The organism is Roseomonas sp. OT10 (assembly GCF_020991085.1).
GTDB lineage: Bacteria > Pseudomonadota > Alphaproteobacteria > Acetobacterales > Acetobacteraceae > Roseomonas > Roseomonas cutis.
The window spans coordinates 647,894-669,501 of sequence record NZ_CP087719.1 but is presented as its reverse complement, the minus strand read 5'-3'; the positions used below and the strand labels follow the sequence as shown (position 1 = coordinate 669,501).

At 73.0% G+C, this 21,608-nt stretch carries 19 protein-coding genes; 13 read left to right on the top strand and 6 right to left on the bottom strand.

Annotated elements, in window-relative coordinates; genetic code table 11:
* Positions 1-166 precede the first annotated feature (166 nt).
* The 3 genes from LPC08_RS03125 to LPC08_RS03115 are packed head-to-tail and all read left to right on the top strand — an operon-like array spanning position 167 to position 3,362.
* Positions 167-1,645 carry an FAD-linked oxidase C-terminal domain-containing protein gene (locus tag LPC08_RS03125; protein WP_230451287.1) on the top strand — a complete coding sequence of 493 codons (1,479 nt, stop codon included), beginning with the start codon at positions 167-169 and terminating at the stop codon, positions 1,643-1,645.
* A complete protein-coding gene (locus LPC08_RS03120) occupies positions 1,642-2,838 on the top strand; it encodes an FAD-binding protein (protein WP_230451286.1) in 1,197 nt (398 codons plus the stop codon). Before LPC08_RS03125 ends, LPC08_RS03120 begins: the two co-directional genes overlap by 4 nt.
* A 35-nt stretch (positions 2,839-2,873) precedes the next feature.
* A complete protein-coding gene (locus LPC08_RS03115) occupies positions 2,874-3,362 on the top strand; it encodes a GNAT family N-acetyltransferase (RefSeq protein WP_230451285.1) in 489 nt (162 codons plus the stop codon).
* 382 nt (positions 3,363-3,744) lie between these two features.
* Here the strand turns inward: LPC08_RS03115 and yddG are convergent, their stop codons facing one another.
* Complete coding sequence (gene yddG / locus LPC08_RS03110; RefSeq protein ID WP_255702331.1) at positions 3,745-4,617, bottom strand: aromatic amino acid exporter YddG; 873 nt, start codon at positions 4,615-4,617, stop codon at positions 3,745-3,747.
* 109 nt (positions 4,618-4,726) lie between these two features.
* Between yddG and LPC08_RS03105 the strand changes: the two genes are divergently transcribed.
* Entirely contained in the window at positions 4,727-5,089 is a 363-nt protein-coding gene (locus LPC08_RS03105; protein WP_230451284.1) for a phage holin family protein, read from the top strand.
* Positions 5,090-5,176: 87 nt separating this feature from the next.
* Here LPC08_RS03105 and LPC08_RS03100 read toward each other — a convergent pair whose 3' ends face one another.
* The 3 genes from LPC08_RS03100 to LPC08_RS03090 all read right to left on the bottom strand — a co-directional run bounded on the left by LPC08_RS03100 (position 5,177) and on the right by LPC08_RS03090 (position 8,092).
* On the bottom strand, positions 5,177-6,181 hold the full coding sequence (locus tag LPC08_RS03100; protein WP_230451283.1) for a Bug family tripartite tricarboxylate transporter substrate binding protein: 1,005 nt from the start codon (positions 6,179-6,181) through the stop codon (positions 5,177-5,179).
* Positions 6,182-6,183: 2 nt separating this feature from the next.
* Positions 6,184-7,167 carry a Bug family tripartite tricarboxylate transporter substrate binding protein gene (locus LPC08_RS03095; RefSeq protein ID WP_230451282.1) on the bottom strand — a complete coding sequence of 328 codons (984 nt, stop codon included), beginning with the start codon at positions 7,165-7,167 and terminating at the stop codon, positions 6,184-6,186.
* Positions 7,168-7,342: 175 nt separating this feature from the next.
* Complete coding sequence (locus tag LPC08_RS03090) at positions 7,343-8,092, bottom strand: RraA family protein (protein ID WP_230451281.1); 750 nt, start codon at positions 8,090-8,092, stop codon at positions 7,343-7,345.
* Positions 8,093-8,217: 125 nt separating this feature from the next.
* Between LPC08_RS03090 and LPC08_RS03085 the strand changes: the two genes are divergently transcribed.
* Complete coding sequence (locus LPC08_RS03085) at positions 8,218-9,129, top strand: LysR substrate-binding domain-containing protein (RefSeq protein ID WP_230451280.1); 912 nt, start codon at positions 8,218-8,220, stop codon at positions 9,127-9,129.
* 34 nt (positions 9,130-9,163) lie between these two features.
* Here LPC08_RS03085 and LPC08_RS03080 read toward each other — a convergent pair whose 3' ends face one another.
* Positions 9,164-9,928, bottom strand: coding sequence for an IclR family transcriptional regulator (locus LPC08_RS03080; RefSeq protein ID WP_230451279.1), 765 nt, complete (start codon positions 9,926-9,928; stop codon positions 9,164-9,166).
* Between the two features lie 119 nt (positions 9,929-10,047).
* On the opposite strand from LPC08_RS03080, the gene LPC08_RS03075 reads away from it, so the two are divergent.
* The 7 genes from LPC08_RS03075 to LPC08_RS03045 all read left to right on the top strand — a co-directional run bounded on the left by LPC08_RS03075 (position 10,048) and on the right by LPC08_RS03045 (position 19,368).
* Positions 10,048-11,670, top strand: coding sequence for an ABC transporter substrate-binding protein (locus tag LPC08_RS03075; protein WP_230451278.1), 1,623 nt, complete (start codon positions 10,048-10,050; stop codon positions 11,668-11,670).
* A 5-nt stretch (positions 11,671-11,675) separates the two neighbouring features.
* Positions 11,676-13,496, top strand: coding sequence for a CocE/NonD family hydrolase (locus LPC08_RS03070; protein ID WP_230451277.1), 1,821 nt, complete (start codon positions 11,676-11,678; stop codon positions 13,494-13,496).
* A gap of 191 nt (positions 13,497-13,687) precedes the next feature.
* On the top strand, positions 13,688-15,295 hold the full coding sequence (locus LPC08_RS03065; RefSeq protein ID WP_230451276.1) for an ABC transporter substrate-binding protein: 1,608 nt from the start codon (positions 13,688-13,690) through the stop codon (positions 15,293-15,295).
* A 9-nt stretch (positions 15,296-15,304) separates the two neighbouring features.
* The gene (locus tag LPC08_RS03060; RefSeq protein WP_230451275.1) at positions 15,305-16,282 is read left to right on the top strand and encodes an ABC transporter permease; all 978 of its coding nucleotides are present in this window, start codon (positions 15,305-15,307) and stop codon (positions 16,280-16,282) included.
* Positions 16,279-17,169, top strand: a complete 891-nt coding sequence (locus LPC08_RS03055; RefSeq protein WP_441295826.1) for an ABC transporter permease — start codon at positions 16,279-16,281, stop codon at positions 17,167-17,169. The genes LPC08_RS03060 and LPC08_RS03055 overlap by 4 nt, the downstream gene beginning before the upstream one ends.
* Entirely contained in the window at positions 17,166-18,815 is a 1,650-nt protein-coding gene (locus LPC08_RS03050; RefSeq protein WP_230451273.1) for an ABC transporter ATP-binding protein, read from the top strand. Before LPC08_RS03055 ends, LPC08_RS03050 begins: the two co-directional genes overlap by 4 nt.
* 67 nt (positions 18,816-18,882) lie before the next feature.
* Positions 18,883-19,368 (top strand): L-2-amino-thiazoline-4-carboxylic acid hydrolase, encoded by a 486-nt coding sequence (locus LPC08_RS03045; RefSeq protein WP_230451272.1) that lies wholly within the window; start codon positions 18,883-18,885, stop codon positions 19,366-19,368.
* 98 nt (positions 19,369-19,466) lie between these two features.
* Here LPC08_RS03045 and LPC08_RS03040 read toward each other — a convergent pair whose 3' ends face one another.
* The gene (locus tag LPC08_RS03040) at positions 19,467-21,074 is read right to left on the bottom strand and encodes an ABC transporter substrate-binding protein (RefSeq protein WP_230451270.1); all 1,608 of its coding nucleotides are present in this window, start codon (positions 21,072-21,074) and stop codon (positions 19,467-19,469) included.
* Positions 21,075-21,215: 141 nt separating this feature from the next.
* Here LPC08_RS03040 and LPC08_RS03035 point away from each other — a divergent pair, with 141 nt between their 5' ends.
* Positions 21,216-21,602 carry a VOC family protein gene (locus tag LPC08_RS03035; protein ID WP_230451268.1) on the top strand — a complete coding sequence of 129 codons (387 nt, stop codon included), beginning with the start codon at positions 21,216-21,218 and terminating at the stop codon, positions 21,600-21,602.
* The last annotated feature ends 6 nt before the right edge of the window (positions 21,603-21,608 follow it).

The window sequence follows — 21,608 nt, the reverse complement described above, 5'->3', positions numbered from 1 at the left end:
TCATCAACCGATCGGGGGAGAGGCGCCGCCGCTTGCCGGGGGCCGGGGCCGGGACCACCTCCGGCGGGCGGCATCCCTCCCGCGAAGGCGGCGGATGTGCCAGTCTGCCGGTCCGTCGCGGCGCTCCGCCGGGACGCCCGCGGCCTATCGCCTCAGGGAGTCGTCCATGATCCGCCTGCCCGAGCCGAAGCCCGAGATTCTCGCCCGGCGCGAGGAGATCGTCGCCGCGCTGCGCGCCATCGTCCCCGGGGGTCCGCTGGGCGAGGGGGTGATCGGCGAGGCGGTCCGCCTCCGCCCCTACGAGACGGACGGGCTTTCCGCCTATCGCCAGCCGCCGCTCGCCGTGGTGCTGCCGCAGACGACGGAGCAGGTGGCGGCGGTGCTGCGCTACTGCCACCGCAACGGCATCCGGGTGGTGCCGCGCGGGGCGGGGACCTCGCTCTCCGGCGGGGCGCTGCCGCTGGCCGATGCGGTGGTGGTCGGGCTGATGCGGATGAACCGCATCCTGGAGATCGACCTGGACGACCGCCTCGCCGTGGTGGAGGCGGGGGTGACCAACATCGGCATCACGAAGGCGGTGGAGGGCGACGGCTTCTTCTACGCGCCCGACCCGTCCAGCCAGCTCGCCTGCATGATCGGCGGCAACGTGATGATGAACTCGGGCGGCGCGCACTGCCTGAAGTACGGCGTCACCGCCAACAACCTGCTGGGCGTGAAGCTCGTCACCATCGAGGGCGAGGTCATCGACATCGGCGGCGATCACCTCGATGCCGCGGGCTATGACTGGCTCGGCCTGATCACCGGCAGCGAGGGGCAGCTCGGCATGGTCACGGAGGTGACGGTGCGCATCCTGCGGGGCCCGGAGGGGGCGCGCGCCATGCTCGCCGCCTTCAGGGCGAACGAGGTCGCAGGCCAGGCGGTGGACGCCATCATCGGCAGCGGCATCATCCCCGTGGCGCTGGAATTCATGGACAGGCCCGCGATCCATGCCTGCGAGGCCTTCGCCCATGCCGGCTATCCGCTGGACGCGGAGGCGATGCTGATCATCGAGGTGGAGGGCAGCCCGGCGGAGCAGGACATGCTGCTCGACCGCATCAAGGAGATCTGCGCCCGCTTCGACCCGATCAGCCTGAAGGTCTCGCAATCCGTCGAGGAGAGCATGGCGATCTGGAAGGGCCGCAAGGGCGCCTTCGGGGCCGTCGGCCGCATCTCGCCCGACTACCTCTGCATGGACGGCACCATCCCGACCGGCGAGCTGCCCAACGTGCTGCGCCGCATGGGCGAGATGTCGGACGCCTACGGCCTCAAGGTCGCGAACATCTTCCACGCGGGCGACGGGAACCTGCACCCGCTGATCATGTTCGACGCCAACGACCCGGAGAGCTTCCGCAAGGCGGAGGCCTTCGGCGCGGACATCCTGAAGCTGTGCGTCGAGGTCGGCGGCTGCCTGACCGGCGAGCACGGCGTCGGCGTGGAGAAGCGCGACCTGATGGACGTGCAGTTCGACGCGCGCGAGCTGGACCAGCAGCGCCGCATCAAGAGCGCCTTCGACCCGCAATGGCTGCTGAACACGGCGAAGGTCTTCCCGCTGGACGGTCTGCCGGAGGCGGCGCGCGCCACCACCCCGGCGCTGGCCGCGGAATGAGCGACCTGCTGGCCCCGGCCGACGAGGCGGGCGTGGCCGCCGCCGTCGCCGCCGCCCATGCCGCGGGCGAGCCGATCGCCGTGGAGGGCGGCGGCAGCAAGCGCGCGCTGCTGCGCCCGGTGCAGGCGGCGCGGACGCTGTCGCTGCGCAACCTCTCCGGCATCACGCTGTACAAGCCGCAGGAGCTGGTGCTCTCCGCGCTCGCGGGCACGCCGATCCCGGAGATCGAGGCGGCGCTGGCCGAGAAGGGCCAGCAGATCATCGCCGAGCCGCCCGACCCGCGCCCGCTCTTCGGCGGCGAGGTTGCGGCCACGCTGGGCGGCACGGTCGCGACCAACCTGTCGGGGCCCCGCCGTATCTCCTGGGGCTCGATGCGCGACCACGTGCTGGGCGTGCGCTTCGTGAACGGGGAAGGCGAGGTGCTGCGCTCCGGCGGGCGGGTGCTGAAGAACGTCACCGGGCTCGACCTGTGCAAGCTGCTCTCCGGCAGCCACGGCACGCTGGGCGTGCTGACGGAGGTGACCTTCAAGGTGCTGCCGGCCGCCGAGGCGACGGCGACGCTCGCCGTGCGCGTGCCGGACCTGGCGCGCGGGGTGGCGGCGCTCTCCGCCGGGCTGGGCAGCCCCTTCGGGCCGAGTGCGGCGGCGCTGCTGCCCGACGGGCTGCCGCGCTGGGGGCTGGACGGGGCGACCGCCCTCCTCCGCCTGGAGGACTTCGCCGAATCCGTCACCTACCGCGCCGGGCGGCTGCGCGAGGCGCTGGGCGCCTTCGGCCCGCTGGCGCTGATCGAGGGCGGCACGTCCCGCGCCCTGTGGCGCTCGATCCGCGACGCGGAGGCGCTGGGCGCCGCGCCGGAGGAGGCGGTCTGGCGCCTCTCGGTGCGCCCCTCGGCGGCGCCGGCGCTGGCGCGGGCGCTGCGCGAGGCGTTCGAGGCAAAGCTGCTGCTCGACTGGGGCGGCGGGCTGGCCTGGGTGGCCGGGCCGGCGACCGAGACCGCGCATGCCGCCGTGGTGCGGGCGGCCGTGGCGGCCCGGGGCAGCTTCACCCTGTTCCGCGCCCCGGAGCCGCTGCGCGCGGCCGTGCCGGTGATGAACGACGAGGTCGCGCCGCTCGCCGCCCTGTCCCTCCGGGTGAAGGCGGCGATGGACCCGCGCGGCGTGCTCAATCCCGGCCGCATGCGCGCCGGCCTCTGACGGCGGGCGCCGCGGTGCCGGGGGGCTGGCGGGCGATGCGGGCGGAGGACCTGCCCGCCGTCGAAAGTGTGGCGGCGGCGGTGCATGCCGACTATCCCGAGGGAGCCGCGGTCTTCGCCGAGCGTCTGCGCCTCTTCCCCGCGGGCTGTCTGGTGCTGGAGCGAGAGGGGACAGTGACCGGCTACGTGGTCAGCCATCCCTGGCACCGCTCCCGCCCCCCCGCGCTCGACACGCTGCTGTGCGCGCTGCCCGGCGCGCCGGGCACCTACTACCTCCACGACATCGCCCTGCTGCCGGCGGCGCGAGGCGGTGGCGCAGCACGGGAGGCGCTGCGACGGCTGGAGGCGCTGGCGCAGCGGCAGGGGCTGGCCGAGATCTCGCTGGTCGCCGTCGGTGGGTCCGCCCCGTTCTGGCGGCGCCAGGGCTTCCGTGAAGTGGACGATCCGGCACTCGCCGCGAAGCTGCGCAGCTATGGCGAGGATGCCTGCTTCATGCAGCAGGCGCTCATACCGGCGGCGGGATGACCTGACCGGTCGTGCTGTGGTGTTCCGGCGTCGGCACTGGGAGGGGACGCCGTCCCCTCCCAGACCCTCCCCTGCCGGGGCCACAAGCGGGCCCCGGTCCCCGCTGGGAGTCTGGTGCTGCGCGGCTGCCGGTAGCCTCCGGGCTGAACCCTGACGGAGCGCGGACAGGCGGGACTCTGAAGAAAGCTTTCAGAGGGCGTCAGCGAGTGCGGAGGCCGTACCCGCCGAGGAGCCAAGCTCCTCGGCGCCTCGACCCCGCTGCAGACTGTCCCGCGGCAGCGCTGATCGGGTCCAGGGCCCGCAGGGTCCTGGCGGAGTGGGGGTACGGGGGCGAGGCAGAGCCTTGCCCCCGGGGAACGGGCGCACCCTACGCCGGCAGGGATCAGGGCATCGCACCGTCCGTATAGCGGGCAGAGGCACCCCGCTCATCGTCGGCCCGTGCCGCCAGCCAGCCGCCGCCCACCACCAGCGCGCCCGACAGCAGCACCCGCCAGCCCGGCTCGCCCTCTCCCGTCACGAGGAGCAGCAGGGTGGAGACGAGGGGCACGGCGTAGGCCAGCGTACCCAGCAGACGCGGATCGCCCCGCTTCATGCCGATATCCCAGAGGAAGAACGCCAGCCCCACCGGCCCCAGCCCGAGCAGCAGCACTGCCAGCGCCTGCCGCGCATCCGGCAGCACGCTCGCCTCCGTCGCCAGATGCGCCAGGGTGCCGAGCAGCGCCGCGCCGAGGCAGAACCCCGCCACGGCCTCGGTCGGCACGGCGGCGAGGCGGCGGGCGGTAACGGAATAGAGCGCCCAGACCAGCGCGGCGGCCACGGCGCAGGCGAAGCCGGTCCAGGCGTCGGGCGGGAAGGCGGCGCCCGCGCCCACCAGCACGGCGCAGCCCGCCGCGCCCAGTGCCACGCCCGCCAGCCGGCGCGGCCCCAGGGGCAGGCCAAGGACCGGGGCGGAGAGCAGGACGATCAGCAGAGGCCAGAGGTAGTTCAGCAGGTTCGCTTCCACCGCCGGCGCCAGCGCGAGGGCCGCGAAGTAGAGCGCGTGGTAGGAGAAGAGCCCGCCCACCCCGTGCAGCCAGACGATGGGCGGCTGGCGCAGGTCGCCGAGGTGGCCGCGCGCGGCCACGATGCAAAGGGAGGCGACGCCGGCCACCGCCAGGGCCATCGCCGTGATCTGCATCGGAGGCAGGCCTGCCGCCAGGCGGGACAGCACGCCGAGCAGGGACCACAGGGCCAGGGCCCCGAGCCCGGCGAGCAGCGCCCGATCGTCGCGCCGCCCGGCAACCGCGCCGGAAGGGTCGCGTTGAGGGGGCGATGTGGAGGCCGTCCCTCCCGACCCAACCCCCAATGCCACGGACCCGACCATCATGGGCTTCTTGCTACGCACCGTTATCACCGCCATCGCCTTCTGGGCCGCTTCGCGGCTGGTGAGCGGTATCCAGATTCCCGGCGTCTTTGGAACCCTGATGGCCGCGATCGTCTTCGGGCTGGTGAACGCGGTGGTGCGCCCGGTGCTGGCGACGTTGTCGCTGCCGCTGACCTTCATCACCCTGGGATTGTTCACCCTGGTGGTCAACGCGGCGATGTTCGGTCTCACCGCGCTGCTGATTCCGGGCATGCGGGTCCAGGGATTCGTCCCGGCAATCCTGGGTGCGATCGTCGTGGCCGTCGTCTCCTGGATCGCCAACAAGGTCATCGGCGACCGCAACGAGACGCTGGCGACGCGCTGAACACCGGCCGTCCCGGCTCGCTCCGGGTGCGTGACGACGATCAGGCGCCGTGGCCCAGGCCACGGCGCCTGTTTCGTTGCGGGGGCATCAGCCCAGGCGGATCTCCGCCTCGCGGATCAGGCCGGTCAGGATGTCCTCCTGCTGCTTCAGGAAGCCGCCGAAGGCATCAGGCGTGCTGGCCACCAGCTCGCCGCCGGTCGGCTCCAGCCTGGCGCGCACCGTGGGGTCCTGCGCGGCCTGCGCCACGGCGGCCTGTATGCGACGCAGGATCGGCTCCGCCGTGCCGGAGGCGGCGAACAGGCCGAACCAGTCCACCATGTCGAAGCCGGGCAGCACCGTCTCGGCCAGGGTCGGAACCTCGGGGCAGGCCGGGGTACGGCGCCCCCCGGTCACGGCCAGCAGCCGTGCCCGCCCCGCCTGCGCCGCCTGGGCGATGGTCGAAGGCGTCAGGATCACGGCATCGATCGCACCCGATGCGACGTCGCGGGCCGCATCGGTGGCGAGGCGGTAGGGCGAGTGGATCATCCGCACGCCCGCACGGCGCTGGAACAGCTCGCCCGTCAGGTGCCCGATCGCCGCGGCCGGAGGGGTGCCGTAGGTCACCGCGCCGGGGCGGGCGCGCAGGGTCCGGACGAACTCCTCGATGCCCTCCGCCGGGTAGTCCTTCCGCACCGCCAGCACCTGGTTGAAGAGGCAGAGCTGCGTCACCGGGGCGAAGGCGGTGCGGAAGTCGAAGGGGATGTCCGTCAGCAGCAGCGGGTTGGTGACGTGGTGCGCCGCGCCGATGAGGAAGGTGTAGCCGTCGCGCGGCGATTGCAGCACGGCACCGGCGGCGGGCACGGCGTTGCCGCCCGTCCGGTTCTCGATGACCACGGGCTGGCGCAACAGCTCCGAGGCGCGGGCGAAGAGCAGCCGCGCCATGGTGTCGGCGGCGCCGCCCGCGCCATAGGGGATGACGATGCGCACCGGGCGCGCGGGCCATTCCTCCGCCCGCGCGCGCCCTGGCCACAGCGCCGGGACGCAAAGCGCCGCTGACAGCGCCGGCAACCCGCGCCGCCCGATCGTGGACATGTCCTGCTTCTCCCGCGTCATGCCTATCCGATGACCAGCCCCACGCGGCGGACGAGGTCTCCGATGCGCTCGTCCTCCCGGCGCAGGAAATCGGTGAACTCGTCGGGCGTGTAGGGCAGCGCCTCCGCCACGAATTCCTCCAGCCGCGCCGCCACGGCCGGACTGCGCATGATCGTCAGCACCTCCCGGTTCAGTCGCTCGACGACCGGCTCCGGCGTTCCGGCAGGCACGACGATGCCCGTCCAGGAGAAGAAGACGAGGTCGGGGAAGCCCGCCTCCGGCATGCTGGGCACGTCCGGGAAGGCCGGCAGGCGCCCTGGCTCGGCCACCGCCAGCAGCCGCACCTCGCCGGCGCGGTACAGCGGGACGAGGTTGAACAGCGCCTCGAAGGACACCTGCACCTGCTGCGCCGCCAGCGCGGTCAGGGCGGGGGCGGAACCGGCGTAGGGGATGTGCTCCACCTTCACGCCGGCCGAGAGCTTGAACGCCTCCATGAAGACGTGGCTGATCGTGCCGGCGCCGGAGGAGCCATAGGAGAAGCGGTCCGGCTGTGCCCGCAGCAGCGCCACCAGCTCCTGCACCGTGCTGGCGGGGACGGAGCGGTGCACCGCCAGCGCCGCCGGGGTGCGTGTCAGCGGCACCACCGGGCGGAAGTCGCGCACGGGGTTGTAGGGGATGTTGCGGTAGAGGTGCAGGTTGGTGACGAGGTTGGCGTTCGCCCCGAGCAGCAGGGTCTGGCCGTCCGGCGCGGCGCGGGCGACCTGGGCGGCACCGAGGCTGCCGGCCTGGCCCGGGCGGTTGTCCACCACCACCGGCTGCCCCAGCGCCGTGCCGAGCGGCGCGGCGAGGAGGCGGGCCAGCACGTCGGACACCTGCCCGGGCGGGAAGGGCACGACGAGGCGGATCGGCCGGTCGGGCCAGGCGCCGGAGGCACGGGCGGGGCCGGGCGACAGGGCGCGCAGGCCCGCGGCGCCGGCCGTGGCGGCCAGCAGGGTACGTCGGTCCATGAACGTTCCTCGGTTCTCGTTTTTCCCGCGCCGGACCGTCGAGGGCCCGGCGCGTCATGCCTGTCCGGATCGCCGCCGGGCTCTCACCCCGCGGCCGGCGCTGTGCCGGGGCCGGTGGCCGGCCCCCTGCGCGGGAGGCGGCGGCCCCTCCCGGCCGGCGCCGCGCGCCGCGCCGTCAGCCGCCGTAGAGCCGGGCGGTGATGGCCTGCATGGGGATGCCGGACTCGATCTCCTCGATCCAGGCATCCTCCTTGGCCGTCGCCTTCTCGCAGCGCTCCAGCACCTCCAGCACCCGGTCGCGCGGCACGAAGCACACGCCCGTGTCGTCGGCGATCACCAGGTCGCCCGCATCCACCGTGGTGCCGCAGACGGTGACGGTGCCGTTCACCTCCGCCGTCACCGCGCGCCACTTGCCGGTGACCGGGCTGCGCGCCGTGGACCAGATCGGGAAGCCGAGCCCGCGGGAGCGGCCGACATCGCGCACGCCGCCATCGACCACCCCGCCCGCGAGCTGCTGCCGCGCGCAGATGGTCGCGATGATGCCGCCCATGTTGGAGACGTCGGGGATGCCCTCGATCACCAGCACGTCGCCCGGCTCGGCCTGGTTGATGCCCTCGATCTCCGCCATGGAGGAGCGGCCCTCGCGCGCCATGTTCGCGCGGTCGAAGCGCTGCGGCACGTTGCGCACCGTCACCGCCCAGCCGATCACCACCTGCCCGTCCAGCGTCGGGCGCAGGGTGGAGGAGGGGATGGTCGCATCCACCCCCAGCTCGTCCAGCACGTCCGAGACGGTGCCGGTCAGGTCGCCCAGCGCCTTGAAGCGCGCGATCACCTCGCTGGCCGGGGTGGCGGGGCGGGCGTGGACCTGGGCGCCGGCGACGCGGCCGAGCGCGGGGCGGGCTTCGGAAGGCGGGTTGATATCCATGCGGGGCGCATCCCTGGCGTTGTTCCTCGCGGCCGAGGCTGGCGTCCGGAAGCGTGAAGGTCCAATCCGATCCGTGATGCCGACCGATACGGCGTCGCTATCGGTCGGAGCCGGGAGGGAGGGGGATGCGGGACCAGGTGGAGGTGCGCCAGCTCCGCTGCTTCCTGGCCGTGGCGGAGGAGATGAACTTCGGCCGCGCGGCGCGCCGGCTGGGCATGACGCAGCCGCCGCTGAGCCTGCAGATCCGCAACCTGGAACGCATCCTGGGGGTGGAGCTGTTCGACCGCTCCCGCCGCGCCATCGCGCTGACCGCGGCCGGCCGCAGCCTGCTGGGCGAGGCGGACGGGCTGATGCGCCACCTGGAGCGGGTGCAGCGCAGGCTGCGCGCCGAGGCGGAAGGCGCGCAGGGCCAGATCGAGCTGGGCACCGTCGCCTGGGGCTTCATGGGTCCCCTGCAGGCGCTGCTCTCCCGCCTGCGCCTCTCGCATCCGGGCATCGCCGTGGCGGTCGCCGAGGTGGGCACCGGCGAGCTGCTGGCACGGGTGCAGTCGGGCGAGTTCGATGCGGGGCTGGTCTGGGCGGACCAGGCCCGCGCGCCCCTGGCGATGCGCCCGGTGCTGGCGGCGCGGGCGATCCTCGCCGTCCCGTCGGGCCATCCCCTGGCGCGCGGCCGCGGCGCCGTGCCCCTGGCCGCGCTGGAGCCGGAGAGCTTCGTGCTCGTCCGCCGCAGCGCGACGCCGCCGCACCGCGACCGGGTGATCCTGGCCTGCACCGAGGCGGGATTCACGCCGCGCGTCGGGCATGAGAGCGCGTCCATCGCCTCGCAGCTCGGCATCGTCGCCTGCGGCACCGGGATCGCCCTGGTGCCCTCGGGCGCCCGCCGCCTGCCGGTCCCCGGCGTCGCCTTCCGCCGGCTCGACCGGGTGGTCGAACTCGGCACGCTGTCCATCGTCTGGAACGGCGACGAGCCCGCTTCCCCCGGCCTGCGCGCCCTGATCGCCGCCTCGGAGCCGAAGGGGTCCACGGGCCGGGAATAGCGCCGGGCCGAGGCCCCGGAGGCGCCCCCCTGTCCTAAGAAGCCGCCGCCCCCAGCGCCATGGACAGCCTCCGTGCCGCCCCGCGCAGCAGGTCCAGGATGGCGGCCACCCGTTCCTCGCCGAAGCGCTGCGAGGGCCCGCCGATGTGCAGCAGCGCCACCAGCACGCCGCGGTGGTCGCGCACCGGCACGGCGAGGCCGATGGCATCGCTGCTCAGCTCGCCGCGCGTGACGATGGCCTCCGCATCCCGCAGCCCCTCCAGCTCCCCCGCGAGGGCGGCGGCCTCGGCGGCGCCCAGCCCGGCCAGCACGGAGGCGCGCACCTCCTCCGGCGCCTGGGCGAGCAGCAGCTTGCCCGACCCGGCATGCAGCGGCCGTCGTCGCCCGACCACGGCGACGGAGCGGATGTCGCGGTCCGGCTCCCACTTGGCGATGCACAGCGCCTCCGTCCCGTCGCGGACGCGGAGCTGCACCGTCTCGTCCGTGGCGCGGCCCAGCTCGCGCATCACCGGCTGGGCCAGGCGGGCGATGTCGATCTGCGCGGCGGCGGCGCTGCCCAGCAGCAGGGCGGCGTAGCCGAGGCGATAGGCGGGGGTCTCGCCCAGGCGCGCCACCAGGTCGCGCCCCTCCAGCGTGCGCAGCAACCGGAAGACGCGCGCCCGGCTGTCGCCACAGCGCCGGGCGATCTCGCTGACTCCCAGGCCGGGATTCGCCGCGATGATGCCCAGGATCTGGATCGCCTTGTCCACGGCATCGACGGTGTAGTCGCGGGGCGCGGCCGGGGCGGTGGGCGTGGTCATGTCTTCCAGGGTGGCAGCGCGGCCCCCCGTTTACCAGATGAAACAGCGTTTTTCTCTGGTTGACAGCCGCACCACCCACGGCGCAAGGAGGCTCGGCGACGCTTCGGGAACCACCAGCCATGACCCCTGCCCCCGCCCTCCTCGGCCGATGCGCCGACTCGCGGTGGACACGCCGGCTGGCCTTTCTCGCCCTGCCCCTGCTCTGGACCGGCGCGGCGGCCGCCCAGGGGGGAAGCCGCGTCGAAGCGCGGATCGCCGTGCAGACCGAGACCTCCTCGATCGACCCGCACTACGCGCTGGTCGGCGCCAACCAGGCGATCGCGCAGCACCTGTTCGACCCGCTGGTGGGCTCGGACGAGCACCTGCGGCCCATCCCCGGCCTGACCAGCTTCTCCAACCCCGAGCCGGATGTCTGGGAGTTCCGCCTTCGCGACGGCGCCCGCTTCCAGGACGGCAGCCCCGTGACGGCGGAGGACATCCGCGCCTCGCTGGAGCGCATGCCCAAGGTGCCGAACAGCCCGGCGCCCTTCATCCGCCTCGCCGGCGTGGTGACGGCGGTGGAGGTGGTGGACGAGCGCACGATCCGCCTGCGCTCGCGTGGCGCCGATCCCTCGGTGATCCTGAACGCGATGACGGCCTACATCATGCCCGCCCGCATCGCGGCGACGGCAACGACCGCCGACTTCAACGCCGGCCGCGCGGTGGTAGGCTCCGGCCCCTGGCGCTTCGTGGACTGGACGCCGGGCGGGCCGCTGCGCCTCGCCCGCAACGACGCCTATTGGGGCGAGAAGCCGGCCTTCGAGCGCGCCACCATCCGCCCCGTGGCGGGCGACGCCGCGCGGCTGGCCGCGCTGCTGGCGGGCGACGCGGACCTCATCAACGCCGTCCCGCCGGGCGAGGTGGCGAAGCTGCGCGCCAACCCGGCGCTGGGCGTGACCGCCTCCACCTCCTCGCGCTTCATCTACATCGCGCTGGACCAGGGCAACGCCGTCTCGCCCTTCGTCACAGCGAAGGACGGCTCCGCCCTGCCGAACAACCCGTTGCGGGACGCGCGGGTGCGGCAGGCGCTGAGCCTCTCCATCAACCGCGCCGCGATCGTGGACCGCGTGATCTCCGGCGCCGCCCGCGCCGCGGGCCAGCTCGCGGTGGAGGGGCAGATCGGCTACGCCCCCGACCTCGCCGCCCCGGCCTTCGACGTGGCCGCCGCGCGCAGGCTGCTGGCCGAGGCGGGCTATCCCCAGGGCTTCCGCATCACCCTGCACTCGCCCAACAACCGCTATGTCGAGGACGACAAGACCGCCCAGGCGGTGGCGCAGTTCTGGACCCGGCTGGGGCTGGACGCGCGGGTGGAGGTGATGCCGTCCAACGTGTTCTTCACCCGCGCCGGGCGGCGGGAGTTCTCCGCCTTCCTGATCGGCTTCGGCCACACCACGGGCGATTCCTGGCTCGGCCTGTCGCAGGTGCTCCATACCTTCGACGCGGCACGCGGCCTGGGCGGGCTGAACCGCGGGCGCTACTCCAACCCCGCCTTCGACGCGCTGCTGGAGCAGGCGCGGCCGGTCGCCGACCCGGAGGCGCGCGGCGCGCTGATCCGCCAGGCGCAGGAGATCGCCTTCCGCCAGGACGCCGCCGTGCTGCCGCTGCACGTGCCGGACAACGTCTGGGCCCACCGCGCCGACCTGACCTATGCCGGCGGGCTGGAGGAGAACACCCTGGCGCAGAGCCTGCGGCCGAAGCGGTGAGCGCCATGAACCGCACCGAGCACAGGGTCCCCTGCCGCGACGGCGTGCGCCTCGCGACCGATGTCTACCTGCCCGAGGGCGAGGGCCCCTGGCCCGTCATCCTGGAGCGCACCCCCTACGGCAAGCGCGAGGTCTCGCGCTCCGAGCGCACGGCGGCCGATCCGGTGCCGGTGCGGCGCGAGGCGATCGCGGCGTATTTCACCGCCGCCGGCTATGCCGTGGTCTACCAGGATTGCCGCGGCCGCTACGGCAGCGAGGGCGAGTTCGTGAAGTACCTCGCCGATGGCGAGGACGGCTACGACGCCTGCGCCTGGATCGTCGCGCAGCCCTGGTGCAACGGGCGCATCGGCACGATGGGCCTCTCCTACGCCGCGCACACCCAGGCGTCCCTGGCCTGCCTGGACCCGCCGGGCCTCGCCGCGCAGATTCTCGATTCCGGCGGCTTCTCCGACGCCTGGCAGGGCGGCATCCGGCGCGGCGGCGCCTTCGAGCTGAAGCAGGCGAGCTGGGCCTTCAACCAGGGCGCCCTCGCGCCCGAGACCCTGGCCGACCCGGTGCGGCGCGCCGCCTTCGCGGGCGAGGACCTGCGCGCATGGTTCACCCGCTTCCCCTGGAAGCGCGGCCATTCCCCCGTGCGCCACGCGCCGGACTACGAGGGCTACCTGTTCGAGCAGTGGGAGAGCGGCGCCTTCGGCGACTACTGGCGCAAGCTCGGCATCTACGCCAAGGGCTGGCACGACCGCTACGCCGACGTGCCCTGCGTCCACATGTCCTCCTGGTACGACCCCTACCCGCGCACCGCGACGGAGAACTTCCGCGGCCTGCGCGATGCCGGGCGCGGGCGGCCCTCGCTGATCCTGGGTCCCTGGACGCATGGCAACCGCAGCCAGACCGCCTTCGGCGAGGTGGAGTTCGGCGCCCACGCCACCATCGATTCCTGGGCCGGCGACTGGCGCGAATTCCGCCGCCGCTTCTTCGACCGCTGGCTGAAGGGCGAGGCGAACGGGGCGGAGGACGACCCCGCCGTGCGCGTCTTCGTCATGGGCGGCGGCAGCGGGCGGAAGGACGCGGCCGGCCGGCTGGAGCATGGCGGGCACTGGCGCAGCGCGAGCGACTGGCCGCTGCCGGGCACGCGCTTCGCCGATTTCCACCTGCATGGCGACGGCCGGCTGGACGAGGCGGCGCCGGAGCCGGATGCCACGCCGCTCTCCTGGGATGCCGACCCGCGCCACCCCGTGCCCACCATCGGCGGCGCCATCACCTCGATGGAGCCGGTGATCACCGGCGGTCCCTATGACCAGCGCGAGCGGCCGGACATGTTCGGTCACCGCGCGCCCTTCCTGCCGCTTGCCTCGCGCGCCGACGTGCTGGTGTTCCAGACCCCGCCGCTGGAGCAGGACGTGACGGTGATCGGTCCCGTGGTCGCGCACCTCTGGGTGGCGTCGGATGCGCCGGACACGGACATCACCGCCAAGCTGGTCGACGTCTACCCGGCCGGCGCGGACTGGCCGCAGGGCTTCGCCATGAACCTGTGCGAGGGCATCCTGCGCTGCCGCTACCGCGACGACCCCTCTGACCCGAAGCCGCTGCAGCCGGGCGTGCCGGTGCCCGTGACGGTGGAGCTGTTCCCCACCGCCAACCTGTTCAAGGCCGGCCATCGCATCCGCCTGGACATCGCCGCCAGCGAGTTCCCCCACTACGACCTCAACCCCCAGACCGGCGAGCCGGAGGGGGCCTGGCGCCGGATGCGGGTGGCGGTGAACACGCTGTTCGTCGATGCGGCGCGGCCCTCGCGCCTCGTCCTGCCGCTGGTGCCGGCCGGCTGAGGCCAGGGTGCCGGAGGGTCCGGGGTTTGCGATGGTCGTCGCCGGGCCCGCCGGGAGGATCGCCTTCTCCCGGGACCGGCGTCGGGAGGATGGATGGCCCGCCGGTCGGCCATGCGGTTCGGGCGCTGCTTTGACCGGCGCGTCAGGCTAGGCTCTGCTGCGACGCGACATTCCTTCCGGAAGGAGCCCCCATGCCCGCGACCCGCCGCGACCTCCTCCTCTCCGCCGCCATGGGGGCCGCCGCGGCCCTGGCCCCCGGCCGGCTGCTGGCCCAGGGGGGTGCGCCGCAGCGCGGCGGCGTGCTGACCGTGCACATGAGCGGCGAGCAGCGCATCCTGAACCCCGCCCTGCGCGCCTCGACGGGCGTCTACATCATCACCAGCAAGATCATCGAGGCGCTGTTCGACCTCGACGCCGAGGGCAAGCCGACCCCCGTGCTGGTCGATACCTGGGAGGGGACGCCGGACGGGCTGACCTACACCTTCCGGCTGCGCCAGGGGGTGAAGTGGCACGACGGCAAGCCCTTCACCTCGGCCGACGTGCAGTACAATGCCATGGAGCTGTGGAAGACCCAGCTCAACTACTCCACCCAGCTGCAGCAGTACCTGACGGCAGTGGACACGCCGGACGAGCACACGGCCGTCTTCCGCTACTCCCAGCCGATGCCGGCCAACCTGCTGACCCGGGCGCTGTGCGACCTGGGCTATGTCGTGCCGAAGCACCTCTTCGCCGGGACGAACGTGATCGACAACCCGGCCAACACGGCCCCCGTCGGCACCGGGCCGTTCAAGTTCGTGCAGTACGAGCGCGGCCAGTACGTGATCGCCGAGCGCAACCCGGACTACTGGCGCCAGGGCCAGCCCTACCTGGACCGCATCGTCTGGCGCTTCATCACCGACCGCTCCGCGGCGGCGGCGGCGCTGGAGACGGGGCAGCTCCAGGTCTCCGCCTATAACGGGCTGACGCTGTCGGACCTCGACCGGCTGAAGACCGACGCCCGCTTCACCGTCACGACGAAGGGCACGGAGGCCAACGCCTTCAACAACACGCTGGAGTTCAACCACCGGCGCAAGGAGCTGGCCGATGTCCGCGTGCGGCGCGCCATCGCCCATGCGATCGACGTGCCCTTCTTCATCGAGAACTTCCTCTACGGGCTGGGCCGGCCGGCGACCGGGCCGATCCCCTCCTCCTCCACCCCCTTCTACCCGGTGGGCGCGACGCCGCCCTATCCCTTCGACAAGAAGAAGTCCGAGGCGCTGCTGGACGAGGCGGGCTACCGGCGCGGCGCGGGCGGGGTGCGCTTCTCGCTGCGGCTGGTGCCGATCCAGAACGGCGAGGACGTGCCGCTGCTCTCCACCTTCATCCAGCAGTCGCTGGCGGCGGTGGGCATCCGGGTCGAGATCGTGAACCTCGACATCGCGGGCGCGCTGTCCACCGTCTACCGCGACTGGAACTTCGACCTGGCGACCGGCTGGCACCAGTACCGCGGCGACCCGGCCGTCTCGACCAGCGTGTGGTACCGGTCCGGCAGCCCGAAGGGCGCGCCCTGGACCAACCAGTGGGGCTGGAAGTCCGAGAAGATCGACGAGCTGACCGACCGCGCCGCCGCCGAGCTGGATCCGGCGAAGCGCAAGGCGCTCTACGCGGAGTGGACCAAGGCGATCAACGAGGAGCTGCCGATCTGGATGGTGACGGAGCGCGAGTTCCAGACGGCTATCAGCAAGCGGGTGCAGAACGCGCTGAACCAGCCGCGCTGGGGGTCGAGCAGCTGGCACGACACCTGGCTGGCGGCGGGCTGATCCGGGGGCATGCGCGTCCTCGCCCTGGCGCTGCGCCGGTTGGCGGCCAGCCTGCCGACGCTGCTGATCATCCTGGTCGGCCTGTTCCTGCTGCTCCAGCTCGCCCCCGGGGACACGGTGGACGCGCTGGTGGCGCAGATGGGCGGCGGCGATCCCACGATGATCGAGACGCTGCGCCAGTATTACGGGCTGGACGCCTCGGTGCCGGTGCAGCTCGGCCGCTACCTCTGGCGGCTGGTGCAGCTCGACCTCGGCCAGTCGGCCATCTACGGCAAGCCGGTGGCCGAGGTGATCCTGGAGCGCCTGCCGCCCACCCTGCTGCTGATGGGCTCCTCCCTCTCCCTCGCCTTCGCGGGGGGGATGGCGCTGGGGGTGGTCGCGGCGCGGCGGGTGAACCGCTGGCCGGACACGCTGATCTCCACCATCGGGCTGATCTTCTACGCCACGCCTTCCTTCTGGTTCGGGCTGATGGGAATCGTGCTCTTCGCGGTCAACCTGGGCTGGCTGCCGCCGGGCGGGTACGAGGAGATCGGGGCGGGCTACACCGGCCTGCGCCGGGCGGGCGACATCGCGCTGCACCTGGTGCTGCCGACGGTGACGCTGGCGCTGATCTTCCTCGCCACCTACCTGCGGATCATGCGGGCCTCGATGCTGGAGGTGATGACGCTGGACTTCATCCGCACCGCCCGGGCCAAGGGGCTGGGCGAGACGGGGGTGGTGCTGCGCCACGCGCTGCGCAACGCCCTGCTGCCGATGGTGACGCTGGTGGGGTTGCAGGCGGGGACCATGCTCGGCGGCTCGGTGGTGGTGGAGAGCGTCTTCGCCCTGCCGGGGCTCGGGCGGCTCGCCTATGAATCGGTGGTGCAGCGGGACCTGAACACGCTGCTGGGCATCGTCTTCGTCTCCGCCCTGCTGGTGATCTCGGTGAACTTCGTGGTGGACCTGCTCTACGCGCGGCTCGACCCGCGCATCCTGGCGGGGCGGTGAGCGCCGTGTCCGCCGCCGTGGAGAGCGCCGTCGAGGCCGCCCCCATCGCCCGCCCCGGCTTCCTGGGGCGCTACCTGCGCAGCCCGGTGGCGGTGATCGGGCTGGTGCTGCTGCTGGCCGTCCTCGCCGCCGCCCTCGCCGCGCCCTGGATGTTCCCGCGCGACCCGCTGGGCCTGGCCGGGCGACCGCTGCAATGGCCCGGCGCCAACCCGCGCTTCTGGTTCGGCACCGATCCCTCGGGCCGCGACATCGCGGCCCAGATCTTCCACGGGGCGCGGGTGTCGCTGCTGATCGGGCTGGTGGCCACGACGATCTCGGTGGCCATCGGCATCGGGATCGGGGCGCTGGCCGGCTATTACGGCGGCTGGGTGGACGATGCGCTGATGCGGGTGACGGAGGCCTTCCAGACCCTGCCGAACTTCCTGCTGCTGCTGGTGCTGGTGGCGGTGTTCGGCTCCGACATCACCACCGTCACGGTGGCGATCGGCCTCGTCTCCTGGCCCGCCACGGCGCGGCTGACGCGCGCGGAGTTCCTGACGCTGCGCTCGCGCGAGTTCGTGCAGGCCTGCCGCACGCTGGGCATGGGCGATGCGCGGATCATCTTCCGCGAGATCCTGCCCAATGCCCTGCCGCCGGTGATCGTCTACGCCTCGGTCGTCATGGCGACCGCGATCCTGCTGGAGAGCGCGCTGGCCTTCCTCAACCTCTCCGACCCCAACGTCGCCTCCTGGGGCAACATGATCGGGGCGGGGCGCAGCGTGCTGCGGGTGCAGTGGTACGTCTCCGCCATTCCCGGCGTTGCCATCCTGGTGACGGTGCTGGCCGTCTCGCTGGTCGGGCAGGGGCTGAACGACGCATTGAACCCGCGCCTGAAGGCCGATGCATGAGCGCGCTGCTGTCGATCGAGGGGCTCTCCGTCGCCCTGCCGAAAGGCGCGGACCGTCCCCATGCGATCCGCGACCTGTCTCTCTCGCTGGCCAAGGGCGAGATTCTCTGCGTGGTGGGCGAGAGCGGCTCGGGCAAGTCGATGCTCGCCAATTCGGTGATGCGCCTGCTGCCCGCCGGCGTGCGGGCCGAGGCGGGGCGCATCCTGCTCGACGGCGAGGACCTGCTCGCCCTGCCGGAGCCGGCGATGCGCCGGCTGCGCGGCGAGCGGATCGCCATGATCTTCCAGGAGCCGATGACGGCGCTGAACCCGCTGCGCTCCATCGGCGACCAGATCGGCGAGATGTTCCGCATCCACACGGCGCTGCCCGCCGACGAGGTGCGGCGCCGTAGCCTGGAGCTGCTGCGCGAGGTCCGCCTGCCCGATCCGGAGGCCGCGCTGCGCGCCTATCCGCACGAGCTGTCCGGCGGGCAGCGGCAGCGCGCGATGATCGCCATGGCGCTCGCCCTGGAACCGGACGTGCTGATCGCGGACGAGCCGACCACGGCGCTGGACGTCACCACCCAGGCGCAGATCCTGCACCTGATCCGCGAGTTGCAGCGCGAGCACGGTACGGCGGTGCTGTTCATCACCCACGACTTCGGCGTGGTGGCGGAGATCGCCGACCGGATCGCGGTGATGCAGCATGGGCGGCTGGTCGAGGAAGGGCCGGCGGATTCCGTGCTGAACCGGCCGCAGCATCCCTATACCCGCGCGCTGATCGCCTCCGTCCCGCCGCTCACCCCGCCCGCGCCGCGGCCGGTGGCGGAGGCCGCGCCCATCCTGGTGCTGGAGCACGTCTCCAAGACCTACCGCTCCGGCGGGCTGCTGGCGCGCCACCGCCGGGTGACGAAGGCGGTGGACGATGTCTCCGTCTCCCTGCCGCGCGGCGGCACGCTGGGCATCGTGGGCGAGAGCGGCTCGGGCAAGTCCACCCTCGCGCGCTGCATCGTGCGGCTGCTGGACCCGGATGGCGGCTCCATGCGCCTGCTCGGCCGCGACGGCGCCGCGCCGGTCGACCTGGCGACGCTGACGCGGCGGGGGATGCGCGCGCAGACCGGGCGGGTGCAGATGGTGTTCCAGGACCCCTATGCCTCGCTGAACCCGCGCCGCCGCGCCGGGGAGTTGGTGGCGCAGGGGCCGATGGTGCATGGGGTCCCGAAGGCCGAGGCGATGGCGCGGGCGCGGGAGCTGTTCTCGCTGGTCGGGCTGCGCCCCGACGCGCTGGACCGCTTCCCGCACGAATTCTCCGGCGGCCAGCGGCAGCGCATCGGCCTCGCCCGGGCGCTGGCGCTGCGGCCGGAGGTGCTGGTGGCGGACGAGGCGGTCTCGGCGCTCGACGTCTCCGTCCAGGCCCAGGTGCTGCGGCTGCTGGCGGAGCTGCGCGAGCGGCTGGGGCTGTCGGTGGTCTTCATCACCCACGATTTGCGCGTGGCGGCGCAGATCTGCGACCGGATCGCGGTGATGCACCGCGGCCGCGTGGTGGAGGAGGGCCAGGCGGCGGAGGTCTTCGGCGCGCCGCGCGATGACTATACGCGATCGCTGCTGGCCTCCGTGCCCGGGCGCGGCTGGACGCCGCCCGTGGCGCTGGCCGAGGCGGCGGCGTGAGCCCCGGTCGCCACGGGCCGGCGGCCCGAAGGCGTGGATCGGCACGGCCGAGGGGAAGGAGGGAGCGATGACCGAGGTGCTGCCCATCATCGAGCGCCGCCGCATCGAGGCGGAGTTGCTGAAGGAGGTCTACGAGACGCTGAAGGCGAAGCTGGGGATGGAGGAGGCGAAGGCGCTGATCGCGGAATCCGTCCGCCGCTCCGCCATCGCCCAGGCGCGGGAGTTCGCCGCGACGGAGCCGGGCGGCACCAGCCTGCGGAGCTTCATGGACATCCAGAAGCACTGGACCGCCAGCGGCGCGCTGGAGATCGAGGTGGTCCGCAAGGCACCCGACGCCTTCGACTTCAACGTCACCCGCTGCCGCTACGCCGAGATGTACCGGGAGATGGGGCTGGCCGAGATCGGGCCGCTGCTCTCCTGCCAGCGCGACGGCGCCTTCTGCGAGGGCTACGACCCGAAGCTGACCATGGAGCGCAGCCAGACCATCATGGGCGGGGCGAGCCACTGCGACTTCCGCTACCGCTATGCCGGGGGCGACGCCCCGGCAGCGTGAGGCCCCTGCCCCGTGGCAAGGGGTCCCGGGGACCCCGCCCCTGACGGACGGGGCTCCCGGGGGATCAGGCGGAGCCTTCTCCCCCGGGCCACGGCACGCTACCCCAGCGTCGTCAGGTCCTGGAACCAGTGCTGCGCCTGGACGTAGCTGCGCACGTTCCGCCCCAGCACATGCGGGTTGGTGTCATGGACGACGAAGACCAGCAGCGCCTGGTCCACCACGCGCTCGTGGACGCGGGCGAACAGCCGGTCCTGCTCGGCCGGGTCGAAGGACCGCACCGCCTGGTCGATCAGCGCATCCGTCTCCGCATCCTTGTAGTGCGACCAGTTCACCCCGACCGGCGCCGCCTGACCGGAGTGGAAGAAGCGCACCAGCGCGTAGAGCGGGTCGGAGGTGACGTAGGCGATGTTGTTCGCCGTGATGCCGCGCATCGACTCATGCGCCGCGCCGTTGCGCCAGGCGGTGTAGAGCACCTCCAGCTCGACGGGCTGGAACTCCACCTCGATCCCGACCTCGCGCCAGGCCTGCTGGATGAACTCGTTCATCGGCATGGACAGCATCTGCCCCGACCCGCCGGTGGCGATGATGAACTTCGTCTTCAGCGGGTTGCGGGGCGAGAAGCCCGCCTCCTGCACCAGCTTGCGCGCCGCGTCGGGGTCGTAGCGCACCTTGAAGCTGGGGTTGCCGTACCAGGGCGAGGCGGCGTCGACCACGCCCGTCGCCGGCCGCGCCAGCCCGCCGAGCAGGGTCACGATGTCGTCGCGGTTGATGGCGAGGTTCGCCGCCTGCCGCAGGCGCAGGTCGCGCCAGGGCGAGCCCTCCAGCATGGAGAGGTGGTAGTTCCAGACATGCGGCGTGACGTTGTCGACCACGCGGTTCCCGGCGGCCTTGAGCTGCGGCACCATGTCCAGCGCGGGCGTCTCGATCAGGTCCACCTGACCGGAGAGCAGCGCGTTGGAGCGCGTCACCGCATCGGGGGCGCAGACGAGGGTGAGGCGGTCCAGCTTCGCGCGGCGCTCCGGGTTCCAGTAGGCGTCGTTGCGCACCAGCTCCGCACGCTCGCGTGGGACGAGGCGGGCAAGGCGGAAGGGGCCGGTGCCGGAGGGCTCCATCGCGAAGCGCTCCCAGGAGCGGCCGAGCTTCTCGTACTGCGCGGGCGAGGAGACCAGGAACCAGAGCATCTGGTAGGGGAACAGGCTGTCCACCGCCTTGGTGGTCAGCTCCACCGTCATGCCGTCCAGCTTCTTCCACGCTGCCAGCGACGGCAGGCGCGGCCGCACCTGCGCCGCCTGGCGCTGGTCGAAATGCGGCGCCTGCGGGTTCATCACCTTCTCGAAGTTCCAGATCACGGCATCGGCGTCGAAGGCGGAGCCGTCGTGGAATTTCACGCCTTCGCGCAGCTTGAAGACCCAGCGCTTGCGGTCGGCGGGATCGGCCTCCCAGCTCGTGGCGAGGCCGGGGATCATCCGGCCCGGCCGGTCGGCGACGTTCAGCTCCCAGGCGACGAGGGAGTCGTAGAGGGTCAGGCCGGTGAACTGGTAGGCGCCGGCGCCGCGATCCGGCTGGCCGGTGGTGAGCGGGATGTCCGCCATGGAGATGCCGTAGCGCAGGGCGCGCTCGGACTGGGCCATGGCGGGGATGGGCAGGCCGAGGGGCAGCGCGGCGAGGCCGCTGGCACCCAGCAGGGCGCGGCGGGAGAGGGTCATGGGTGGGGCTCCGGCTCGTTCTGGCCGGGTCGCAGCAAGCGACGTGCCGTGGCGCCCAGGCGGCAGCACCATTCCGCGCCCGGATCCCTCGCGGCGCCGGACCGTGGCATCCTGCCGTCCGGGCTTCCTGGGGGAGAGAGGATGATCGACCATGTCGGCATCGCGGCCACGGATTTCGCGGCGTCGCGCCGCTTCTACGACGCCGCCCTGGCCCCGCTCGGCATCGCCGTGGTGATGGAGGTGACGCCGGACCAGACGGGCGGGTTCCACAGCCTCGGCTATGGCCGGGAGGGGAAGCCCTTCTTCTGGCTGTCCAGCGGCGGACCGCGTGGCGCGGGGATGCATGTCGCCTTCACGGCGCCGGACCGCGCGACGGTGCGGGCCTTCCACGCCGCCGCCCTGGCGGCGGGCGGCCGGGACAACGGTGCGCCCGGACTGCGGCCGCACTACCACCCCGACTATTACGGGGCCTTCGTCCTCGATCCCGACGGCATCAATGTGGAGGCCGTCTGCCACCGCCCCGGCTGACCGGCG